Raw genomic sequence first — 16,481 nt, 5'->3', positions numbered from 1 at the left:
GAGTACTCACCACTCCAACTGCGCTCCGGTCTGGTACTCAATCACCCGCGTTTCAAAGAAGTTCTTCTCCTTCCGCATGGTGGCTTGCTCATCCAGCCAGGGCGAGACGTTTTTCGCTCCGGGGAACGGTTCTTCCAGCCCTACGGTGCGGGCTCTGCGGTTGGCCACAAACCGGAACTGTTCGGTGTGGTATTCCGCTGAGTAGCCCAGTATCGGGTCGCGCAGAATGTAATTGGCGTAGTCGCGCTCGGCGGCTTCGGATTCTTCCCACATCTCTCGCACGGCTTTCGGGTCGAAGCTGATGTTTTCTTCTTCCAGTATCTGGTTCACCACTTTCAGGCCGAAGGCAAAGTGCATGGCTTCGTCGCGCAGTATGTACTGGAACTGCTCGCCGGTGCCGCGCATCAGGCCACGGCGTTGCAGCGCGAAGATGGGGCTGAAGCCGTTGTAGAACCAGCAGCCTTCAAACACCGCCGCAAAGAACAAGTACGACATGATGAATTCTTGCAGGTCGTCCTTGTTGCGCAGGTTGAGGTCGGAGCGCATAGCGGCGTCTAGGCGGCGGTTGGCCATCTGGATTTTGGCGTTAATCTGCGGCACTACGCGGTAGCGGTTGTAGATTTCGCTCTGGTCCAGGTTCAGGGTTTCAATGCAGTGCTGGTAGGTCCAGGTGTGCAGGGCCTCTTCGTACACCTGGCGCGCCTGGTAAATTTGCAGTTCCGGCGCGGTCATTTTTTCCATCACGGCCAGGCCGATGTTGCGCATGGCCAGTATGTCTGAGGTGGTCAGGTAGGCCACCACGTTTTCGAACACGTGCTTTTCTGCCGGGTTCAGGCGGTGGTGGTAGTCGTGAACGTCTTGCGCCATGTTTACGTCCAGCGGGGTCCAGTGGTTTTTGTTGGCGTTCATGAAGAACTCCCAAGCCCAGGGGTACTTGAAGGGGGCCAACTGGTTTACGTCGGTTTCGCCGTTGATCACGCGTTTGTCGTCTACGTTCACCGGGGCCACGCTGCTGTCTGCAGCGGGCTGGCTTTTTGGTTTGGTTTCGTCGTCCCAATTCAACATGGTTGTGCCTCTCTGAAAAAGTAAGTGGTTACTGACAGGCTTCGCAGTCGGGTTCGTCGATGCTGCACACTTGGGGCTGTGGTGCTGCTACCGGGGCGGCACTTTCGTTCACGCCAGTAGCACCCAAAGAACGCAGGTAGTAGGTGGTTTTCAGGCCACGTTCCCACGCCAGCTGGTACAGTTCGTCCAGTTTTTTACCGCTGGGTTCGGCCATGTACAGGTTTAGGCTCTGTGCCTGATCCAGCCACTTCTGGCGGCGAGAGGCGGCTTCCACCAACCAACGGGCGTCGATTTCAAACGCGGTGGCGTAGCGGGATTTCAGTTCGGTGGGTATGCGTTCAATTTGCTGCACGCTGCCGTCGTAGTATTTGAGGTCGTTCACCATCACGTTGTCCCACAGGCCGACCGCCTTGAGGTCGCGCACCAGTGAGGGGTTCACTACGGTGAATTCGCCGGAGAGGTTCGATTTCACGAACAGGTTCTGGTACGCCGGCTCGATGGATTGCGACACGCCCACGATGTTGGAAATGGTAGCGGTGGGTGCAATGGCCATTACGTTGCTGTTGCGCATGCCGTGCTTGGCGATGAGTTCGCGCACCGGCGCCCAGTCCAGGCGGCTGTCGGTGTTTACGTTGATATCGCCTTCCCGACGGGCGTTTTTCAGCAGTTCGATGGAGTCGATGGGCAGAATGCCCTGGCTCCACAACGAACCTTCGTAGGTTTCATAAGCGCCCCGCTCGGCCGCCAGCTGGGCGGATGCGCGAATGGCAAAGTAGCTCAACTGTTCCATGGCCACGTCGGCAAATTCCACCGCTTGCGGGCTGGTATACGGCAGGCCCAGAGCATAAAGCGCATCCTGAAAGCCCATCAGGCCAAGGCCCACCGGGCGGTGTTTCAGGTTGGAGTTACGCGCTTGCGGCACGGCGTAGAAGTTGATGTCGATCACGTTGTCGAGCATGCGCACGGCGGTGTTTACGGTGCGCTCAAGGCGCTGTACATCCAGCTCACCGTTGCTGATGTGAGCGGCCAGGTTTACCGAGCCCAGGTTACACACGGCGATTTCATCAGCACTGGTGTTCAGGGTGATTTCGGTACACAAGTTAGAGCTGTGCACCACGCCCTTATGCTGCTGTGGCGAGCGCAGGTTGCAGGGGTCTTTGAAGGTGATCCACGGGTGGCCGGTTTCAAACAGCACGGTCAGCATTTTGCGCCACAGCTGTTTGGCCGGGATGGTTTTGAAGAGCTCGATTTTGCCTTCGGCAGCCAGCGCTTCGTAATGCTCGTAACGCTCGCGGAACGCGTTGCCGTATAGGTCGTGCAGGTCGGGCACGTCGCTGGGGCTGAACAGGGTCCAGTCGCGGTCTTGGCGCATGCGCTCGATCAGCAAATCCGGCACCCAGTTTGCGGTGTTCATGTCGTGGGTGCGGCGGCGTTCGTCACCGGTGTTTTTGCGCAGTTCGAGAAACTCTTCAATATCCAGGTGCCAGCTTTCAAGATAGGCACACACGGCGCCTTTGCGCTTGCCGCCCTGGTTTACCGCTACAGCGGTGTCGTTCACAACTTTCAAAAACGGTACTACGCCCTGGCTTTGGCCGTTGGTGCCTTTGATGCGGGAGCCCAGTGAGCGCACCGGTGTCCAGTCGTTGCCTAGGCCGCCAGCCCATTTGGAAAGCATGGCGTTGTCGCGAATGGCGCCGTAGATGTCTTCCAGATCATCGCCTACGGTGGTGAGGTAGCAAGACGACAGCTGGGAGTGGCGGGTGCCGCTGTTGAACAGTGTGGGCGTGGAAGACATATAGTCGAAGGACGACAACAGGTTATAGAACTCTATGGCGCGGCTGTTGGGGTCGTCTTCACGCAGCGCCAGACCCATGGCCACACGCATGAAGAATACCTGCGGCAGTTCCAGGCGGTCTTCTTTCCAGTGCAAGAAGTAGCGGTCGTAGAGGGTTTGCAGGCCGAGGAAGCCAAACTTCTGGTCGCGCTCGGGTTTGATCGCAGCACCCAGCCGTTCAAGATCGAATGCGGCCATGGCTTCATCCAGCAACTCGTAACGAATGCCGGCGTGAATGAAAGCGCTCAAGGCCTGTGGATAAACTTCAGAAAGACTCAGGCTGGTATCGAGGTTGAGTGCGGTGACGCTTTCAAGGCGCAGTTGTTCCAGAAGTAAGCGGGCGGTGACGGCGCTGTAGTCTGGCTCGCGCTCGATGCGGCCACGGGCGGTCATGATTAAGGCGCTCAGTACTTCGGCTTCGTCGATGCCGTTGTAGAGGTTGCGAATGGCTTCTTCCACCAGGGATTCGCCTTCGATACCTTCCAGCCCAAGCGCGGCCTTATCGACCTGTTGCTTCATCAGGCCCAAGTCCAGCGGTGCGGTGCGGCCATTGGCCTGTTTTACAGTAAGGGTTGGGTGGGCTTCCACCGGCTCGTGCAGGGCGCGTTCGCGGGCGTGTTCTTCGCGGTAGAGCACGTAGGCGCGGGCGACTTTCTGCTCTTCTGCACGCATCAGGGCCAGTTCTACCTGGTCTTGTATGTCTTCGATATGCACCCGTCCGCCGGCTTTCAGGCGGCGGCTGATGGCCTGCACAACTTGCTCGGTTACCCTGTGAACAGCGTCGTTTATACGGGCAGAGCCTGCGGCTTGGTCGCCTTCAACGGCAAGAAAGGCCTTGGTAACGGCTACGCTGATTTTGGATGGGGTAAAGCTGACCAGATTGCCGTTGCGCTTGATGACTTGCAGGGCTTCTGTGGCGGATGGCGATGAGGGCCGAGGCTCGGTGAGAGCGGTCGCAGACATGCGGTTTTCTCCTGAATACGCGTTAATTCCATAACCTTCGCGTACGCAGGACGAACACTGGCATCAGCACAGAATGCGCCGAATAGTGCCTTGCTCGTTGCTGCTCACCTTGTAGGGCCAAATGCAGGCGCCTGAGTCGCGAAGGTGCAGTGTGTATTCCCTGGCTTGTCTTCGGACTCAGGGGCATGAACCTGTTGGCTCTGCCTTGCGTGGCGACTTCCCGGCCTAAGCCAGTGTCTTTGTGCCACGCTCGTTCCCCAATACCGCTGCGCGTCAGTTCCGGATTCTCACCGGATTCCCGAATACCATATTTGGTATTCAACCAAGGATGCAGGCACTATATACGGTAAAATTTGGAGAGACAAGGCACCTTTCTCCAATCTGCCGGTCTATCACGAACACACAGAAAAGTGGGAAGGCTTCATGTTTATCTCTAAACGCGCACGTACCTGTCTGGTTTTTGCAGTGCTCAGCCTGGCTTCTCCTCACCTGTTGGCACAGGAAGCCCTACTTACCCCTTTCTCGAAGATGACATCGCTCGCTGATGGCTGGGAGCCGTTGGAATTTCCCAAGATAAATCAGCTTTCCCACTACGAACTTGTTCAACACGGTGGCTCCCAGGTAGTTATGGCACAAACCTCCGGGGGTGCCTCAGGCCTGATTGCCCGGCTGAATATAGAACCAGAAGATGCACCCATTCTGAACTGGCGCTGGAAGGTATCGAATGTGTTTGCCAAGGGTGATGCCCGGAAAAAATCCGGTGATGACTACCCTGCCCGGATCTACGTCGCCTTCGAGTTCGAGCCCGAGAAAGCAGGTTTTTTCGAGCGGGCCAAGCGCAAAACAGTGGAAGTGTTGTTTGGTGAGGAACTTCCGGGCAATGCACTGAACTACATCTGGGCAAACACCCTGCCGAAAGGCGAATTCATAGCCAACCCCTATACTGACAAAACCATGATGATTGCCGTTACCTCTGGCAGCGGGAATGCCGGTGAGTGGGTGACCATAGAGCGAGATATTGTGGCGGACTATCGCAAAGCCTTCGGGGAGAACCCACCACCCATTCGGGGCATCGCGATCATGTCGGATTCAGACAATACCGGTGAGCAGGCAAGTGCCTGGTATGGCGATATCTCTCTAACCAAGGCGAAACAGGATTAGAAATTCAGGCTAAAGATGCTCTTTAGGAAACCCGGGGATAACAAAGCCTGCCTTGAACGCTCGCACGGGCGGCGTCTCACCCCGGCTGACCAATCTGAGGTAGGCATCGTCAAGATCTTCCCGGAGCACTGCTGCGCGGGGATTCGCCAGTGAATACAGCCAGGCCGAGTAGCGCGACCTTACTTCCGAACCACGAATTTTGCTGTCTGATGGGCGAGTCAACATGTCGCCCACCGTTTCGCGGTAATCCAGTACGTAATCACCACGTTTGAGTTTCAGCATCTCGAGCGCAGCTCGGCTGTTGGGGGCTTCGGTAAGTCGAATACGGCCTGACTTTTCAAGCCAGGACAGCAAGCCACCATAAGTGTACCCCCCGATCACAATGACCGTTTTCCCTTCCAGTTGATCAAAGTGGGTCAGTGGTTCTGAATCTTCCAGATGCCAGGCATTGAGCCGTGTTGGATAAACATTTACCCAACTCTCAAGCACCTCGTACTTGAGAGTTGGCACACCGGAAAGGCCGGGAAACAGGTCAACCGCGCCGCTTTTCAGGTACAAATAAACCCGGCTTACAGGCAGGTAAATGAACTCGGCTTCGTAACCGGCTTCCTCGACAACTTTTCTAGTCAGATCAACAAAAAAACCCGCCGGTTCGCCCTGTTCATTCCGGTATTCAGCGGGGGGGAATTCGGTGTACGCAATGCGCACTTTGTTCCCGGCAATATCAGCCAAGACAGGCCCTGCGAGGGTAACTGTCGCCAAAACTGCGACCACCATTACGATTCGGGCTGCCAAGCCCCGGAACTTTGCCGGGGCCAAATGTCGATTCCAGAGTCTGCGCATAGTACCGATACGTTGGTTGTGCCGACATATTGAAGGTATGCGGACTTTTCAAACTACCTGAGATGAGATTAGCAGTGCCCTGTGAAATGGCATCAAATATGATAAATGACCATATACAGACCAACACCACCCATCACGACAGTATAGGGGAACGCCATTACGACCATTCGTCCATATGATAGACGAACCAGGGGCGCAATGGCAGAAGTCAGCAGGAACAGGAAGGCTGCCTGGCCATTCGGCGTTGCCACGCTTGGAAGGTTGGTGCCTGTGTTAATGGCCACAGCAAGGCTTTGGAAATGCTCATAACTGATACTGCCAGCATCCAGTGCCTGCTTGATTTCACTGATGTACACCGTGGCCACAAACACGTTGTCGCTGATCATCGAAAGCAAGCCGTTGGCGATAAAGAACATGCCTGGCTGCTGGCCCTCCGGAAGTGACAGCACGTAGTCGATCACGGGCTTGAACAGATGCTGCTCGTGAATCACCGCCACCACCGCAAAGAACACAACCAATAGCGACGTAAACGGAAGCGACTCCTGAAAGGCTTTTCCTATCTGGTGCTCGCTGGTTACACCGGTAAACGAGGTAATCAGTATGATAACGAGCAACCCGATCAGGCCCACTTCCGCCAAGTGCAAGGCCAGGCCAACCACCAGAATCACCGCCGCTGCCGCCTGCACCCAAAGCGCGGCCTCATCTGCCTTGGTGCGCTTGGCACGTTCCTCATCCGCAAACTCTTCCAACACCCGCCGTACCGGTTTGGGAAGCCGGCCGCCGTAGCCAAACCAACGCATTTTCTCAAGCACCCAGCAGGTTACCAACCCCGCTATCAGCACGGGCACGCTAACCGGCGCCATGTGCAGGAAAAATCCGATGAAGTCCCAGCCCACTACTTTAGCGATCAACAGGTTCTGGGGCTCACCCACCATGGTTGCAACGCCACCCAGTGCGGTACCAATGGCGCCGTGCATCAACAGGCTGCGCAGAAACGCCCGAAAGTTTTGCAGATCGTTTCGGTGCAGTTCGATGACTTCGTCATCACTGTCGGAATTGTGGTCGCTGCTCTGGTAGCCCTTGCCCGAGGCAACTTTATGATAAACCGAGTAAAAGCCGACAGTAACGCTGATAATAACCGCCGTGACTGTGAGGGCATCCAGAAACGCTGAAAGCACTGCGGCAGACATGCAGAACATGAGCGAGAGCGCGGACTTGGATCGCACCCCAACGAGTATCTGGGTGAATGCGACCAACAGCAGGTCTTGCATAAAATAGATGCCTGCCACCATAAACATCAACAGCAGAATAACCGGGAAATTGGTCAGCACTTCCAGATACACCGCATCCGCCGTGGTAAGGCCGATCAATAATGCCTCTATTGCCAGCAAACCGCCGGGCAATAACGGGTAACACTTCAACGCCATGGCAAGAGTGAAAATAAACTCTGCTATAAGCAACCAGCCCGCTGTAACCGGCCCCAAAAGATACATAACGATCGGGTTAACGATCAAAAACAACAGAATAATCTGCTTGTACCAGACAGGAGCTTTACCAAGAAAGTTACTGGAGAACGCGGAAAAAACGGTCGTGGGCATTGCGGGGTTCTTTTATGTTAGCGGTCGACAACAGTATATGGCGCCATGCCTTTATCTTCCTTGACATTCCTGCGCCCGTTAATGCTGCAAAGATACAGGATAGCCCTATCCTTTAGTACTGGCAGATGTCCGTACTACCAAGGCACTGCGAAGTTCGTGATCCAGATCATTTTGCTCCAGCGCGCGGCTGATAATTTCAACCCGAGACTCATCAGCGGGCTCCGTTTCCAGCAGTGTCAGTACGCCCTCAACGGCATTGAACATCCACCAGCCTCTGTTGGTATGCACCACTCCCTTGAAACGCTCAAACTCCCCATTACTGGCCAGGCTTTGCAGCGCGATCGGATCAAACACCCAATCTTTGTGAACACGCCAACCCATACTGGTAAAACCATCGCCCTTGTTGAAGTATGACTGCCAGGGTTCATCCTCCAGTGAGGGTTTCTCCGCCAGGGGTTTACCATGGTGATGGTGGTGGCTTTCAGGAAAATGCGCGGGTAGTCGATCGGAATCCCCTGCTAGCCATTCGAGGGGAAGCTGCCCGCCACTGATCTGTCCGATGCGCCGCTTTGCCGGTTGCCAGTCGCTCGCCCAGGCGTCGAACCGCGCTAACTGCTCATCCGTGCACAGGTCTGCTTTGCTCGCCACCAACAGATCCGCCACTGCAACCTGGTCGTGGAATTGCTGACTGGCAAGCACACGCTCGTCTTCCAGCCGGCGCGGGTCGACTAGGCAAACAGACGTCGAAAGGTGTACCACATCCTTGTAAAACTCTCCGGTCAGCGTTTTGATCACCTGTGCCGGGTGGCCCAGCCCGGTTGGTTCAACAAACAACCGGTCAGGGCGCGCGAAGCTGATCAAACTGTTGAGCCCTATCTGCATAGGCAACCCGGAAACGCAGCACATACAGCCACCAGGTACTTCTTTCACCGCCACGCCCTGGTTCGACAGAAAGGCCCCGTCGATACCGACCTCTCCAAATTCATTCACCAGCACCGCCCAGCGCTCGCCTTCCGGCTTCTGCTTCAGCAGGTTGAGGATTGCCGTGGTTTTGCCAGCACCGAGAAAGCCAAGTACCAGGTGCGTGGGAATGGGTTTCGAGTTGTTTGTCATGGGTTAGTGATTCTCTTCTTTAAATCAATTTATGTGTGCAAGCCTGGAAGTAACTGTCACGGAGCCTTGATCATCCGCCCGTTGGACGGCGTATGTTTCGGTGGCTCATTCTATATCTCCCTGTTGCGTTCGACATCCAGGTCTGTGCGCTGCTTTACAATGAATATGTTATAACATAACATTTCGCGCTTTCCGACAAAACGTCTTTCAAGAATCAACAAACCCGTGGCTCCCCAAGCTCAGTGCCGGGGTTTGATTGGCTTTCCTGACCCCAAGATTGCAATGTTATAACATCAAAAGGAGATTATATGTTTTACCCTTCCCTCCCCTTCTCGTCTGCTCTTCGGCCCTTGGCTGCTTCGGTGATGTTGGCCTCAGCCACACTGCTGTCTGCTTGCGGTGGAAGTGGAAACAGTTCGGATGAAGCTCATCATCACACGAAAATAGAGACCGACGGGCGTCTCGCCCTGTTTGATTCCGATGCATCGGCGCTGAAGTTCCTGAGCTTGGACGATGGCCAAATGCTGACCTCAATAACGATGAACGGTGAACCCCCGAGCCTCTACCCATCGCCCGATCGTCGGCACGCGGTTGCTATTCAGCGAGGAGACGATCGGGTGTCATTCTTTGATAGTGGGCTTTACACCGAAGATCACGGCAATCATATGCACGATTATGCTGAAACGCCGAGCATGCTGTCCCTTACGCTGAATGACCACAAACCGACACACTACACGGCCGGCGAGTCCCACGGTGTCGTGTTCTTTGACGGCGGGACCGCTGCCCGCTCAAAAGTGACCGCTTTCTCTGACGCGACTTTGGGGAACGGAGCGACTCTCGCCAGCCTTGACCTGGAGAACAACATGCACGGCGTTGCCAAGGTGATAGGCGGGCATTTGTTCGTGACTTACCGGGACAGTGGAATCACGGACACCACGCTCCCTGCAGCGGTCGAGCGATACCACCTTGATGGCACCCAATTCACACACGAGCACCGATACGATGAGGCTTGCCCGAAACTCCACGGTGCCGCTGCGAATGCACACAGCCTCGGGTTTGGTTGCAGCGATGGCGTCTTGGTTATCGACCTCCATGGCGCCGGCTATCCCGCTACCAAATTGGCCAATCCTGAAAACCTTGAAGTGGGAGCTCGCATCGGCACACTCGTTGCCAACCACGACGTGGAAGAACTCATCGGCATTGCTGGAAACCGCCTGTTCATTATCGATCCTGAATCAACAACCCCTTATCGCGAACTGAAGATCGGCGAGGGCGTGGGCCTGCTAAAACAAGGCTTCACCACGCACGGTGAGGTGTTCTATGTGCTCGGTAATGACGGCGGCTTGCGCCTGTTTGATCCCGCCGATAACTGGGCGCTGCTTAACACCCTTCCGCTAATGGATGCACCCTTAGAAGGCGATACGGTCGCCACAGCTGTTTCCGCTGCCCAGGAACGCCTGTTCGTGGTGCACAACCAAACTCTTATTGAGGTGGATACGGCAGCGGGCAAGATCGTTCGGTCCGTCGATCTCGGCTTCAAGGCGTCCTCTATTGTTTGGCTAGGTCTGGCAGGCGATGACCATGAGGAGCATTTATGATTCGTCGCATTTATTCTTCTACCGTCCTTACGCTGACACTGCTTGCAACCGGAGCCGTGGCAAAGGAGCTGAACCCTGACGTGAGTCTTACGCTGGATGGCTATTACAAGCAAAATGACAGCGCTCTGTCCCACCGCGAGCAAGGCTTCGGCCTGGGGCATACGGAACTCTCGCTATCTTCCCCCATCGATGATCTGTTCTCAGGGAGACTCACGGCCGTTTTCGAGGAGCATGACGGTCAGAGTGAGGTTTTGGTTGAAGAGGCGTATCTGCAGACCAACGGCCTTCCCGCAGGGTTGAGTGTTCGTGCGGGTCGTTTCCTCTCCCAAGTAGGCTACCTCAATGGCCGGCACATGCACGAAGACGACTTTGTGGAGCGCCCCGCCGCTTACCGCGCGCTGCTGGGAAGCCACTACTATGATACCGGCCTGCGCCTGAACGCCCTTCTCCCCACGCCGTTTTACTGGCAAATCGGCGCTGAGGCATTCAGCGGCGACCAGCTTTCGGAAGGCGACGAGGATATAGGCGTCTATACCGTGAATACCCGAGTCGGTGGGGACGTGTCTGTTTCCCAAAGCTGGCAGGCTGGGCTGTCTTATCTGCACAACCACCAGACCGGTGCTGAGGTCGACGCAGGGGAACATAACCACGATCATGGTCATGATGCCGGTCACGACCACAGTCATGGCGCCTCGTACAGCGGTAAAAATCTCTACATAGCCGATGCCGTTTGGAAATGGTCACCCAATGGCAACACCCGTGAGCAGCAAGTTACGCTCAGCGCAGAATACCTCTATGCCGATGATCTGAACGAGTTCGCGACCTCCGATGACTATCACGAAGGCTGGTACATATCCGGTGTTCACCAATTCGCCCCACAGTGGTCTGCGGGTGCCCGGTATGGCGAAGTGAACCTGCGCGAAGCCCACGGCGACCACTTCCACAGCCAAAGCCTGAAAGAAACCGATGTCATGCTGGCGTGGTCGCGCTCGCACTTTTCGACGGTCCGGCTCCAATATACGCATCAGTCGGCAACCGGCTTCAGCAAGGCGGATAACACCGTTGCGGTGCAGTACGTGATGTCGCTTGGGGCACACGGGGCGCATGGGTACTGATATGCGCGACTCACGAAGCTTCATTCTCGTTTTTCTGTTGGGACTGGTTTCTCTGCCGGCCCGGGCAGATTTTCATGTGTTTGCCTGTGAGCCCGAGTGGACAGCCCTGGCCCGAGCGTTCATGCCAGACGCTCACTTCACAACGGCCACAAGCTATCTGCAGGATCCTCATTACATAGAAGCGAGGCCAAGCCTGATAGCAGCTATGGGCCAGGCAGATATTGCAGTGTGCACGGGGGCGTCTTTGGAGGCCGGCTGGTTGCCAATGCTGATTCAACGGGCAGGTAACCCAAAGGTTCAGCCGGGTCGGCCAGGTCTTTTTTTTGCCGCAGATCATGCCCAGCTGCATGCCCCCCATGATCACGTAGATCGCAGCATGGGGGACGTACACCCTGAAGGAAACCCTCATGTGCACCTGTCGCCGGTTGAACTACCGAAGATCGCAGAAGCACTGGCCAAGCGCTTGGGTGAACTGAGGCCGGAACGCTCGGCGGATATATTTTCCCGCTATATAAAGTGGCGCGTGGATTGGAACCAGCACCGTGCTAAATGGCGAGAAAGTGCAGAAGCCTTACAGGGGCAATCCGTTGTCATCCAGCACACCAGCTTCAACTATCTGTTGAGATGGCTGGGCGTGGCAACCACCTTAGACCTGGAACCGAAGCCCGGATTACCTCCAAGCGCCAGCCATTTGAGTCAGTTGCTAACCGATCCGCAGCTGCCCAAGGCCGCTGCGATTCTGATCGCCAGCCACCAGGCACGAAAGCCTGCTGAATGGTTGACGCAGCGAACGGGAAAGCCGGTTCTTGTGCTACCCGGAACCGTGACCAACGATGGCCATACAGACACGCTGACCGGGCTGATTTCTACGATCGTGAGCAGTCTTGAAGCAAGCGTAACAAAGGTTCCCAATGGCGGGCTTTGAGTGGATGCTTCTGCCAATATTGGGCAGTGCTCTACTCTGCCTGCTGTTGGTGCCGCTAGGGTATCAAGTGATTGCGCGGGGGGTGATCTTCGCCGATCTTGCGATTGCCCAATGGGCCGCCCTAGGCACTCTGGCGGGGTTGTATCTCCTACCAAACCACACGCTTGCCGGTGCGCCGGTGAGCAGCCTTATGTTTGCCCTGCTCGCAGCCATTGCCGTTCACCTGATCTTCAGGTTTCTCAGCAACGCGAAGGAGGCGTGGATTGGCATCCTGTATGTGCTGGGTGCCAGCCTGGCGATACTTCTGGTGAGTGACGATCCTCATGGTGCCCAGGCTCTGCAACGAGCGGCCGCAGGCGATCTGTTATGGGCGAGCTGGGAGCTTGTGATGGCAACAGCGGTGCTGGCCGCGTTTGTCTGGCTGCTCGGTTGGTGGCTGCCAGAATGGCTTTCCGGTGTAGCCTTCATGCCGGTATTTGCGATCGCAGTCACCTACTCGGTGTCGTTAGCCGGCATTTACGTTGTGTTCGCGACTCTGATTATCACGCCGTTGATCGTGGGTTCTATCCAGGGCAAATCGCCATTGGCCGCCGCCTTTTGTGCGGTTGCCGGACACCTGGCGGCCATCGTTTGTTCCGTGATTTTCGATGTGCCAGTGGGGCCCGCAATCGTTATAGCCACAGTGTTTACAGCGCTGCTTTTTAGCTGTGCCCCGATTGAAAAAAAGCCCTGAACGCTCTGTACTCCCTAAGCGCAGCCTCGTGCCCACTGGCAACCAGCCGCACGCGTTGCTTCGGTAAGCACTGGGCCAGCCGGGAGGCTGACAGCGGCGATAGCGAACCTAATCGGGGGTAACCGCCAATGGTCTGGCGATCGTTCAGCAGCACGATAGGCTGGCCATCCGGCGGCACCTGCACGCCACCCAGGTTAATTCCCTCAGACACCAAGCTACGAATGTTGCAGTGCAGCTTGGGGCCGATCAGGCGAACGCCCATGCGATCGGCACGATCATCCATCTGCCACCAGGTGTTGAACGCGTCGAACAGACTGCGGCCGGTGAAATTAGCAATTTGCGCCCCCGGCAGTAAATCCAGCACAACAGGCTGGCTGAAATCAGGTTGGGCCTCCTTAGGTGCCTGCATCGCGCCTTGGCCACAATTCTTTCCGCCAGCGTGAACAGATAACAGATCCCCTTCCGCCAGCTTGCAGCCCTTTCCGCTAAACCCACCCAGCTCTTCCCGGACGACGCTTGCAACACTGCCCAGAACCGGCTCTGCGACAAAACCGCCACAAACCGCCAGATAAGCACGTAGCCCACTCATCGGCCTGGCAAAAGCCAGAACCTCGCCTTCTTTCCAGCGAACCCGCTGCCACAAAGGAACAGGCCCATTGTTGAGGGTTGCCCCCAGATCGGCACCGGCAATAGCGATGTCCAGGTCTCTTTCGGTCACTAGCTGCAAGCCGCCGAAGGTTATTTCCAGATTGGCGGTACCCCAGGGGTTGCCAGTCAGGTGATTGGCCCAGGCCCAGGAGTATGGATCGGCCGGGCCGCCCTGAGTTACCCCCAGATGGCGCACCCCAAACCTACCGCTGTCTTGCAGCAGGGCTAGAGGGCCGGCGCGCAGCACCCGTATGCTTGGCTGCGGCTTCTCCCGGTGGCTCACGATTCCAGTTCCACAGGTGTGCTGTTCCCACCTTCACGCTCAAAGGTTTCGCGGCTGACGGAAACAAAGCGCACCTGATCGCCAACCCGCAGAAGGCTGAACCCTTCACGCTGCCGATCGAACAACCGGGCACTGGTACGCCCCAGCAAGTTCCAGCCTCCGGGAGTTTCTGTGGGGTAAGCTGCAGTTTGTCGGCCCGCCAGCGCCACGCTGCCGGCCGGCACTCGCTTGCGGGGCGTATCAAGCCGTGGGCATTCAAGGCGAGGGTCGGTTAATCCTTTGAAAGCAAAGCCCGGTGCAAAACCCAGAGCAAACACCCGATAAGTGCGCTGGCTGTGGACTTCGATCACATCGGTAGCCGCCATGCCGGTGTGATCCGCCACCCTTGGCAAGTCCGGGCCTACGCTGATGTCGTACCAGGTGGGAAGTTCGTGTACCTGCCCGTCTTCAACGCCGCTATCCGGCTCAAGATCCACCAATACCTGGCACAGCATGGCCCGGGCCTCTGAAGACGATAAAATAATCGGATCAAACACAACGAGAAGCGTGGTGTAGGAAGGCACCAGATCAATCAGTGCGTCACCAAAGGCTTGCTCGCACCTTTTCGACAATGCAGACAGCCAAGGCAAGTTGCCCTCGTCGATCGTTTCAAACAACCGGACAATCCAGCCGTCCAGCCCGGCGGATTCGAGCACTGGTTTCTGGCTCACTGCTTCAGAACCTGTTCCATCGCTTGTGCGACACCGAGCACAGTGCTGTCTGAGCCATGCCGGCCTACCAACATCAGGCCGCTGGGCAGATCCCCGGGTTGGTGGTTCGGCAGTGTGATAGCACACAAGTCGAGAAGGTTCGCGACCGTGGGGTTGCGCAGTACAAGCAGGTTCAGGCGCAGGTATTCCGCGTCACTCTCTAGCTCCGTAAGCAGGGGTGGCTCAATTACCACGGTGGGTGCAAGAAGCCCGTCATAGGCACTGAGCCATTGGTCTGCCTGCTTTTTCAGAGCCACCCGGCGCTGCAGCAGATCAAGATAATCCGCAGCACTGATGCCCGAGCCCCGCAGCATGCGTTCCCGCACTCGCGGGTCGTATTCGTCTCCACGCTGCTGTAGCCAGTGCCGGTGAACGTGATAGCTTTCGGCTGCTGCAAGTCCGCCATTCAGCATAAGATCTGGCAACGCATCCAGCACAGGAATCTGTGCTTCCACAATCTGGGCACCGCTTTCGCGCAACTTGCGGAGGCTACCGGCAAAGGCAGCGGCAACAGCCGGTGAGACGTCATCCAGCATGTAGTTAGCAGGCACGACGAATCGACGACCACGAAGATCAACCGAGTTGTTCTTTTGCCAAGACTCACCTGCCATAACGGCATCCAGGCGCGCGCAGCACTCAACTGTACGGGCAATGGGGCCTATGGAATCCAGGCTTTGGGACAAGGGGAATACGCCATCGCGAGGTATGCGTTTTTGGGTAGGTTTGAAGCCCACCAAACCACAAAAAGCCGCAGGTATGCGCACCGACCCGCCGGTATCGCTGCCGATGGCGGCAGCGGCCATACCAAAGGCAACCGCCGCTGCGGCTCCGGAGGATGAGCCACCAGATATGCGGCTCGGTGCCAGTGGATTGGCGGGGGTGCCGTAGTGTGGATTCAGCCCAAGCCCGGAGTAAGCGAACTCGGTCATGTTGGTGTGGCCGGTGATGACTGCTCCAGCCCGGCGCAGGCGCGAGACAATCAACGCATCGCTTTGTGCCTGCTGGCTCCACCATTTTGAGCCCGAGTGGGTTACCTCACCGGCAACGTCGAACAGCACTTTTAATGCAATGGGCAGCCCGGCAAGCTCTCCCAAAGGCACCCTGCCCTGTTGCAGTGTATCAATAGCGGCGGCTTCAGCTCTGGCAGTGCGATCAAAGCGGGCTGTGTACACCTGATTGGCAGGGTCATCGAACTGATCGATATTGCTGAGGCAGGCTTCAAGAAGTTGGCTGGCAGTGAATTTGTTCTGCTGCAATGCGGCCAGCAGAGATGACAAGCTTGCCTCTGTGAGTTCTATGGGGGGCTGGCCGGGCTGCTGTTTCATGTCGCTCCTTTCACACTCGTCCTTGCAATACTCTAGCTCATCCGGTGCATTTCGGGTAACAGCGCCCTTCATCAGGTTTCACATCACGTAGGTTGTTAACCAGCCTACTTCTAATCACCTTTTCTTAGTGTCCAATAAGGATCGACAAAATCCCCACCAGAGTGCTCCAAGTCTTCCTCGTACTCGCTCAAATCAACGTAGTCGCCATAACATTCAATTATCTGCGCCAGTAACTCCCTGTTAAGGCCAAAGCAGTAGACAACCTTTGCAGCGAGTTCCGGATCAGGCGATGCGGCATTGAGGTACTCGTGCACCCAATGGCTTGCGGCCTTCCTGGCACCCAGCGATGGAAGCTCATAGGTGTGCCACTGCTTATCACAGAGCACATGCATTTTCTCTATCGTGTCCTGTGTATGCCGGCCGGCGCCTTCGTTTATCAAACGCGTGCACAATGAGCCGAACTCATCAGAATTCATAGAACCAATCTGCGCCCCATTACGTTTTTATTTTAGCTGCCAATCCGATATA

Annotated in this window: 14 protein-coding genes and 1 riboswitch; of the genes, 5 read left to right on the top strand and 9 right to left on the bottom strand. The window is 56.4% G+C overall.

The window, feature by feature from the left end:
* Positions 1 to 6: 6 nt before the first annotated feature.
* Both AADB16_RS02800 and AADB16_RS02795 read right to left on the bottom strand, forming a co-directional pair.
* Positions 7 to 1,065 carry a ribonucleotide-diphosphate reductase subunit beta gene (locus AADB16_RS02800; RefSeq protein ID WP_410801233.1) on the bottom strand — a complete coding sequence of 353 codons (1,059 nt, stop codon included), beginning with the start codon at positions 1,063 to 1,065 and terminating at the stop codon, positions 7 to 9.
* Positions 1,066 to 1,093: 28 nt separating this feature from the next.
* Positions 1,094 to 3,862 carry a ribonucleoside-diphosphate reductase subunit alpha gene (locus tag AADB16_RS02795; RefSeq protein ID WP_410801231.1) on the bottom strand — a complete coding sequence of 923 codons (2,769 nt, stop codon included), beginning with the start codon at positions 3,860 to 3,862 and terminating at the stop codon, positions 1,094 to 1,096.
* Positions 3,863 to 4,006: 144 nt separating this feature from the next.
* Positions 4,007 to 4,204: riboswitch (cobalamin riboswitch) on the bottom strand.
* 81 nt (positions 4,205 to 4,285) lie between these two features.
* On the opposite strand from AADB16_RS02795, the gene AADB16_RS02790 reads away from it, so the two are divergent.
* Positions 4,286 to 5,023, top strand: a complete 738-nt coding sequence (locus AADB16_RS02790; protein WP_410801230.1) for a DUF3047 domain-containing protein — start codon at positions 4,286 to 4,288, stop codon at positions 5,021 to 5,023.
* A 9-nt stretch (positions 5,024 to 5,032) separates the two neighbouring features.
* On the opposite strand, the gene AADB16_RS02785 is transcribed toward AADB16_RS02790, so the two are convergent.
* The 3 genes from AADB16_RS02785 to AADB16_RS02775 form a co-directional block, all read right to left on the bottom strand.
* Positions 5,033 to 5,842: a substrate-binding periplasmic protein gene (locus AADB16_RS02785; RefSeq protein ID WP_410801229.1), complete on the bottom strand. Its 810-nt coding sequence runs from the start codon at positions 5,840 to 5,842 to the stop codon at positions 5,033 to 5,035.
* Between the two features lie 116 nt (positions 5,843 to 5,958).
* On the bottom strand, positions 5,959 to 7,464 hold the full coding sequence (nhaB, locus tag AADB16_RS02780) for a sodium/proton antiporter NhaB (protein WP_309044207.1): 1,506 nt from the start codon (positions 7,462 to 7,464) through the stop codon (positions 5,959 to 5,961).
* A gap of 105 nt (positions 7,465 to 7,569) precedes the next feature.
* A complete protein-coding gene (locus AADB16_RS02775; protein WP_410801227.1) occupies positions 7,570 to 8,577 on the bottom strand; it encodes a CobW family GTP-binding protein in 1,008 nt (335 codons plus the stop codon).
* Positions 8,578 to 8,885: 308 nt separating this feature from the next.
* Here AADB16_RS02775 and AADB16_RS02770 point away from each other — a divergent pair, with 308 nt between their 5' ends.
* From AADB16_RS02770 to AADB16_RS02755, 4 genes are read left to right on the top strand one after another with little or no spacing between them, the layout of a single operon-like run.
* Positions 8,886 to 10,175, top strand: a complete 1,290-nt coding sequence (locus AADB16_RS02770) for a hypothetical protein (protein ID WP_410801225.1) — start codon at positions 8,886 to 8,888, stop codon at positions 10,173 to 10,175.
* Positions 10,172 to 11,290: a hypothetical protein gene (locus AADB16_RS02765; protein ID WP_410801223.1), complete on the top strand. Its 1,119-nt coding sequence runs from the start codon at positions 10,172 to 10,174 to the stop codon at positions 11,288 to 11,290. Before AADB16_RS02770 ends, AADB16_RS02765 begins: the two co-directional genes overlap by 4 nt.
* 1 nt (position 11,291) lies before the next feature.
* Entirely contained in the window at positions 11,292 to 12,215 is a 924-nt protein-coding gene (locus AADB16_RS02760) for a metal ABC transporter solute-binding protein, Zn/Mn family (RefSeq protein WP_410801221.1), read from the top strand.
* Positions 12,202 to 12,948, top strand: a complete 747-nt coding sequence (locus AADB16_RS02755; protein ID WP_410801219.1) for a metal ABC transporter permease — start codon at positions 12,202 to 12,204, stop codon at positions 12,946 to 12,948. Before AADB16_RS02760 ends, AADB16_RS02755 begins: the two co-directional genes overlap by 14 nt.
* Here AADB16_RS02755 and AADB16_RS02750 read toward each other — a convergent pair.
* The 4 genes from AADB16_RS02750 to AADB16_RS02735 form a co-directional block, all read right to left on the bottom strand.
* The gene (locus AADB16_RS02750) at positions 12,917 to 13,879 is read right to left on the bottom strand and encodes a biotin-dependent carboxyltransferase family protein (RefSeq protein ID WP_410801217.1); all 963 of its coding nucleotides are present in this window, start codon (positions 13,877 to 13,879) and stop codon (positions 12,917 to 12,919) included. The two genes, AADB16_RS02755 and AADB16_RS02750, sit on opposite strands and share 32 nt — an antisense overlap.
* A complete protein-coding gene (locus AADB16_RS02745; protein WP_410801215.1) occupies positions 13,876 to 14,589 on the bottom strand; it encodes a 5-oxoprolinase subunit B family protein in 714 nt (237 codons plus the stop codon). Before AADB16_RS02745 ends, AADB16_RS02750 begins: the two co-directional genes overlap by 4 nt.
* Positions 14,586 to 15,953, bottom strand: a complete 1,368-nt coding sequence (locus AADB16_RS02740; RefSeq protein WP_410801213.1) for an amidase — start codon at positions 15,951 to 15,953, stop codon at positions 14,586 to 14,588. Before AADB16_RS02740 ends, AADB16_RS02745 begins: the two co-directional genes overlap by 4 nt.
* Positions 15,954 to 16,063: 110 nt before the next feature.
* Positions 16,064 to 16,429 carry a hypothetical protein gene (locus AADB16_RS02735; protein ID WP_410801212.1) on the bottom strand — a complete coding sequence of 122 codons (366 nt, stop codon included), beginning with the start codon at positions 16,427 to 16,429 and terminating at the stop codon, positions 16,064 to 16,066.
* Positions 16,430 to 16,481 lie beyond the last annotated feature (52 nt).

The organism is Marinobacter sp. KMM 10035 (assembly GCF_046537445.1).
Classification (GTDB): domain Bacteria; phylum Pseudomonadota; class Gammaproteobacteria; order Pseudomonadales; family Oleiphilaceae; genus Marinobacter; species Marinobacter sediminicola.
This window is presented reverse-complemented; position numbering and strand designations above follow the sequence as displayed.

Bases quoted from the DNA above. Each gene is read 5' to 3' on its own strand.
- AADB16_RS02800 (WP_410801233.1), bottom strand. From the start codon at position 1,065: ATGTTGAATTGGGACGACGAAACCAAACCAAAAAGCCAGCCCGCTGCA.
- AADB16_RS02795 (WP_410801231.1), bottom strand. From the start codon at position 3,862: ATGTCTGCGACCGCTCTCACCGAGCCTCGGCCCTCATCGCCATCCGCC.
- AADB16_RS02790 (WP_410801230.1), top strand. From the start codon at position 4,286: ATGTTTATCTCTAAACGCGCACGTACCTGTCTGGTTTTTGCAGTGCTC.
- nhaB (WP_309044207.1), bottom strand. From the start codon at position 7,464: ATGCCCACGACCGTTTTTTCCGCGTTCTCCAGTAACTTTCTTGGTAAA.
- AADB16_RS02775 (WP_410801227.1), bottom strand. From the start codon at position 8,577: ATGACAAACAACTCGAAACCCATTCCCACGCACCTGGTACTTGGCTTT.
- AADB16_RS02770 (WP_410801225.1), top strand. From the start codon at position 8,886: ATGTTTTACCCTTCCCTCCCCTTCTCGTCTGCTCTTCGGCCCTTGGCT.
- AADB16_RS02765 (WP_410801223.1), top strand. From the start codon at position 10,172: ATGATTCGTCGCATTTATTCTTCTACCGTCCTTACGCTGACACTGCTT.
- AADB16_RS02760 (WP_410801221.1), top strand. From the start codon at position 11,292: ATGCGCGACTCACGAAGCTTCATTCTCGTTTTTCTGTTGGGACTGGTT.
- AADB16_RS02755 (WP_410801219.1), top strand. From the start codon at position 12,202: ATGGCGGGCTTTGAGTGGATGCTTCTGCCAATATTGGGCAGTGCTCTA.
- AADB16_RS02740 (WP_410801213.1), bottom strand. From the start codon at position 15,953: ATGAAACAGCAGCCCGGCCAGCCCCCCATAGAACTCACAGAGGCAAGC.
- AADB16_RS02735 (WP_410801212.1), bottom strand. From the start codon at position 16,429: ATGAATTCTGATGAGTTCGGCTCATTGTGCACGCGTTTGATAAACGAA.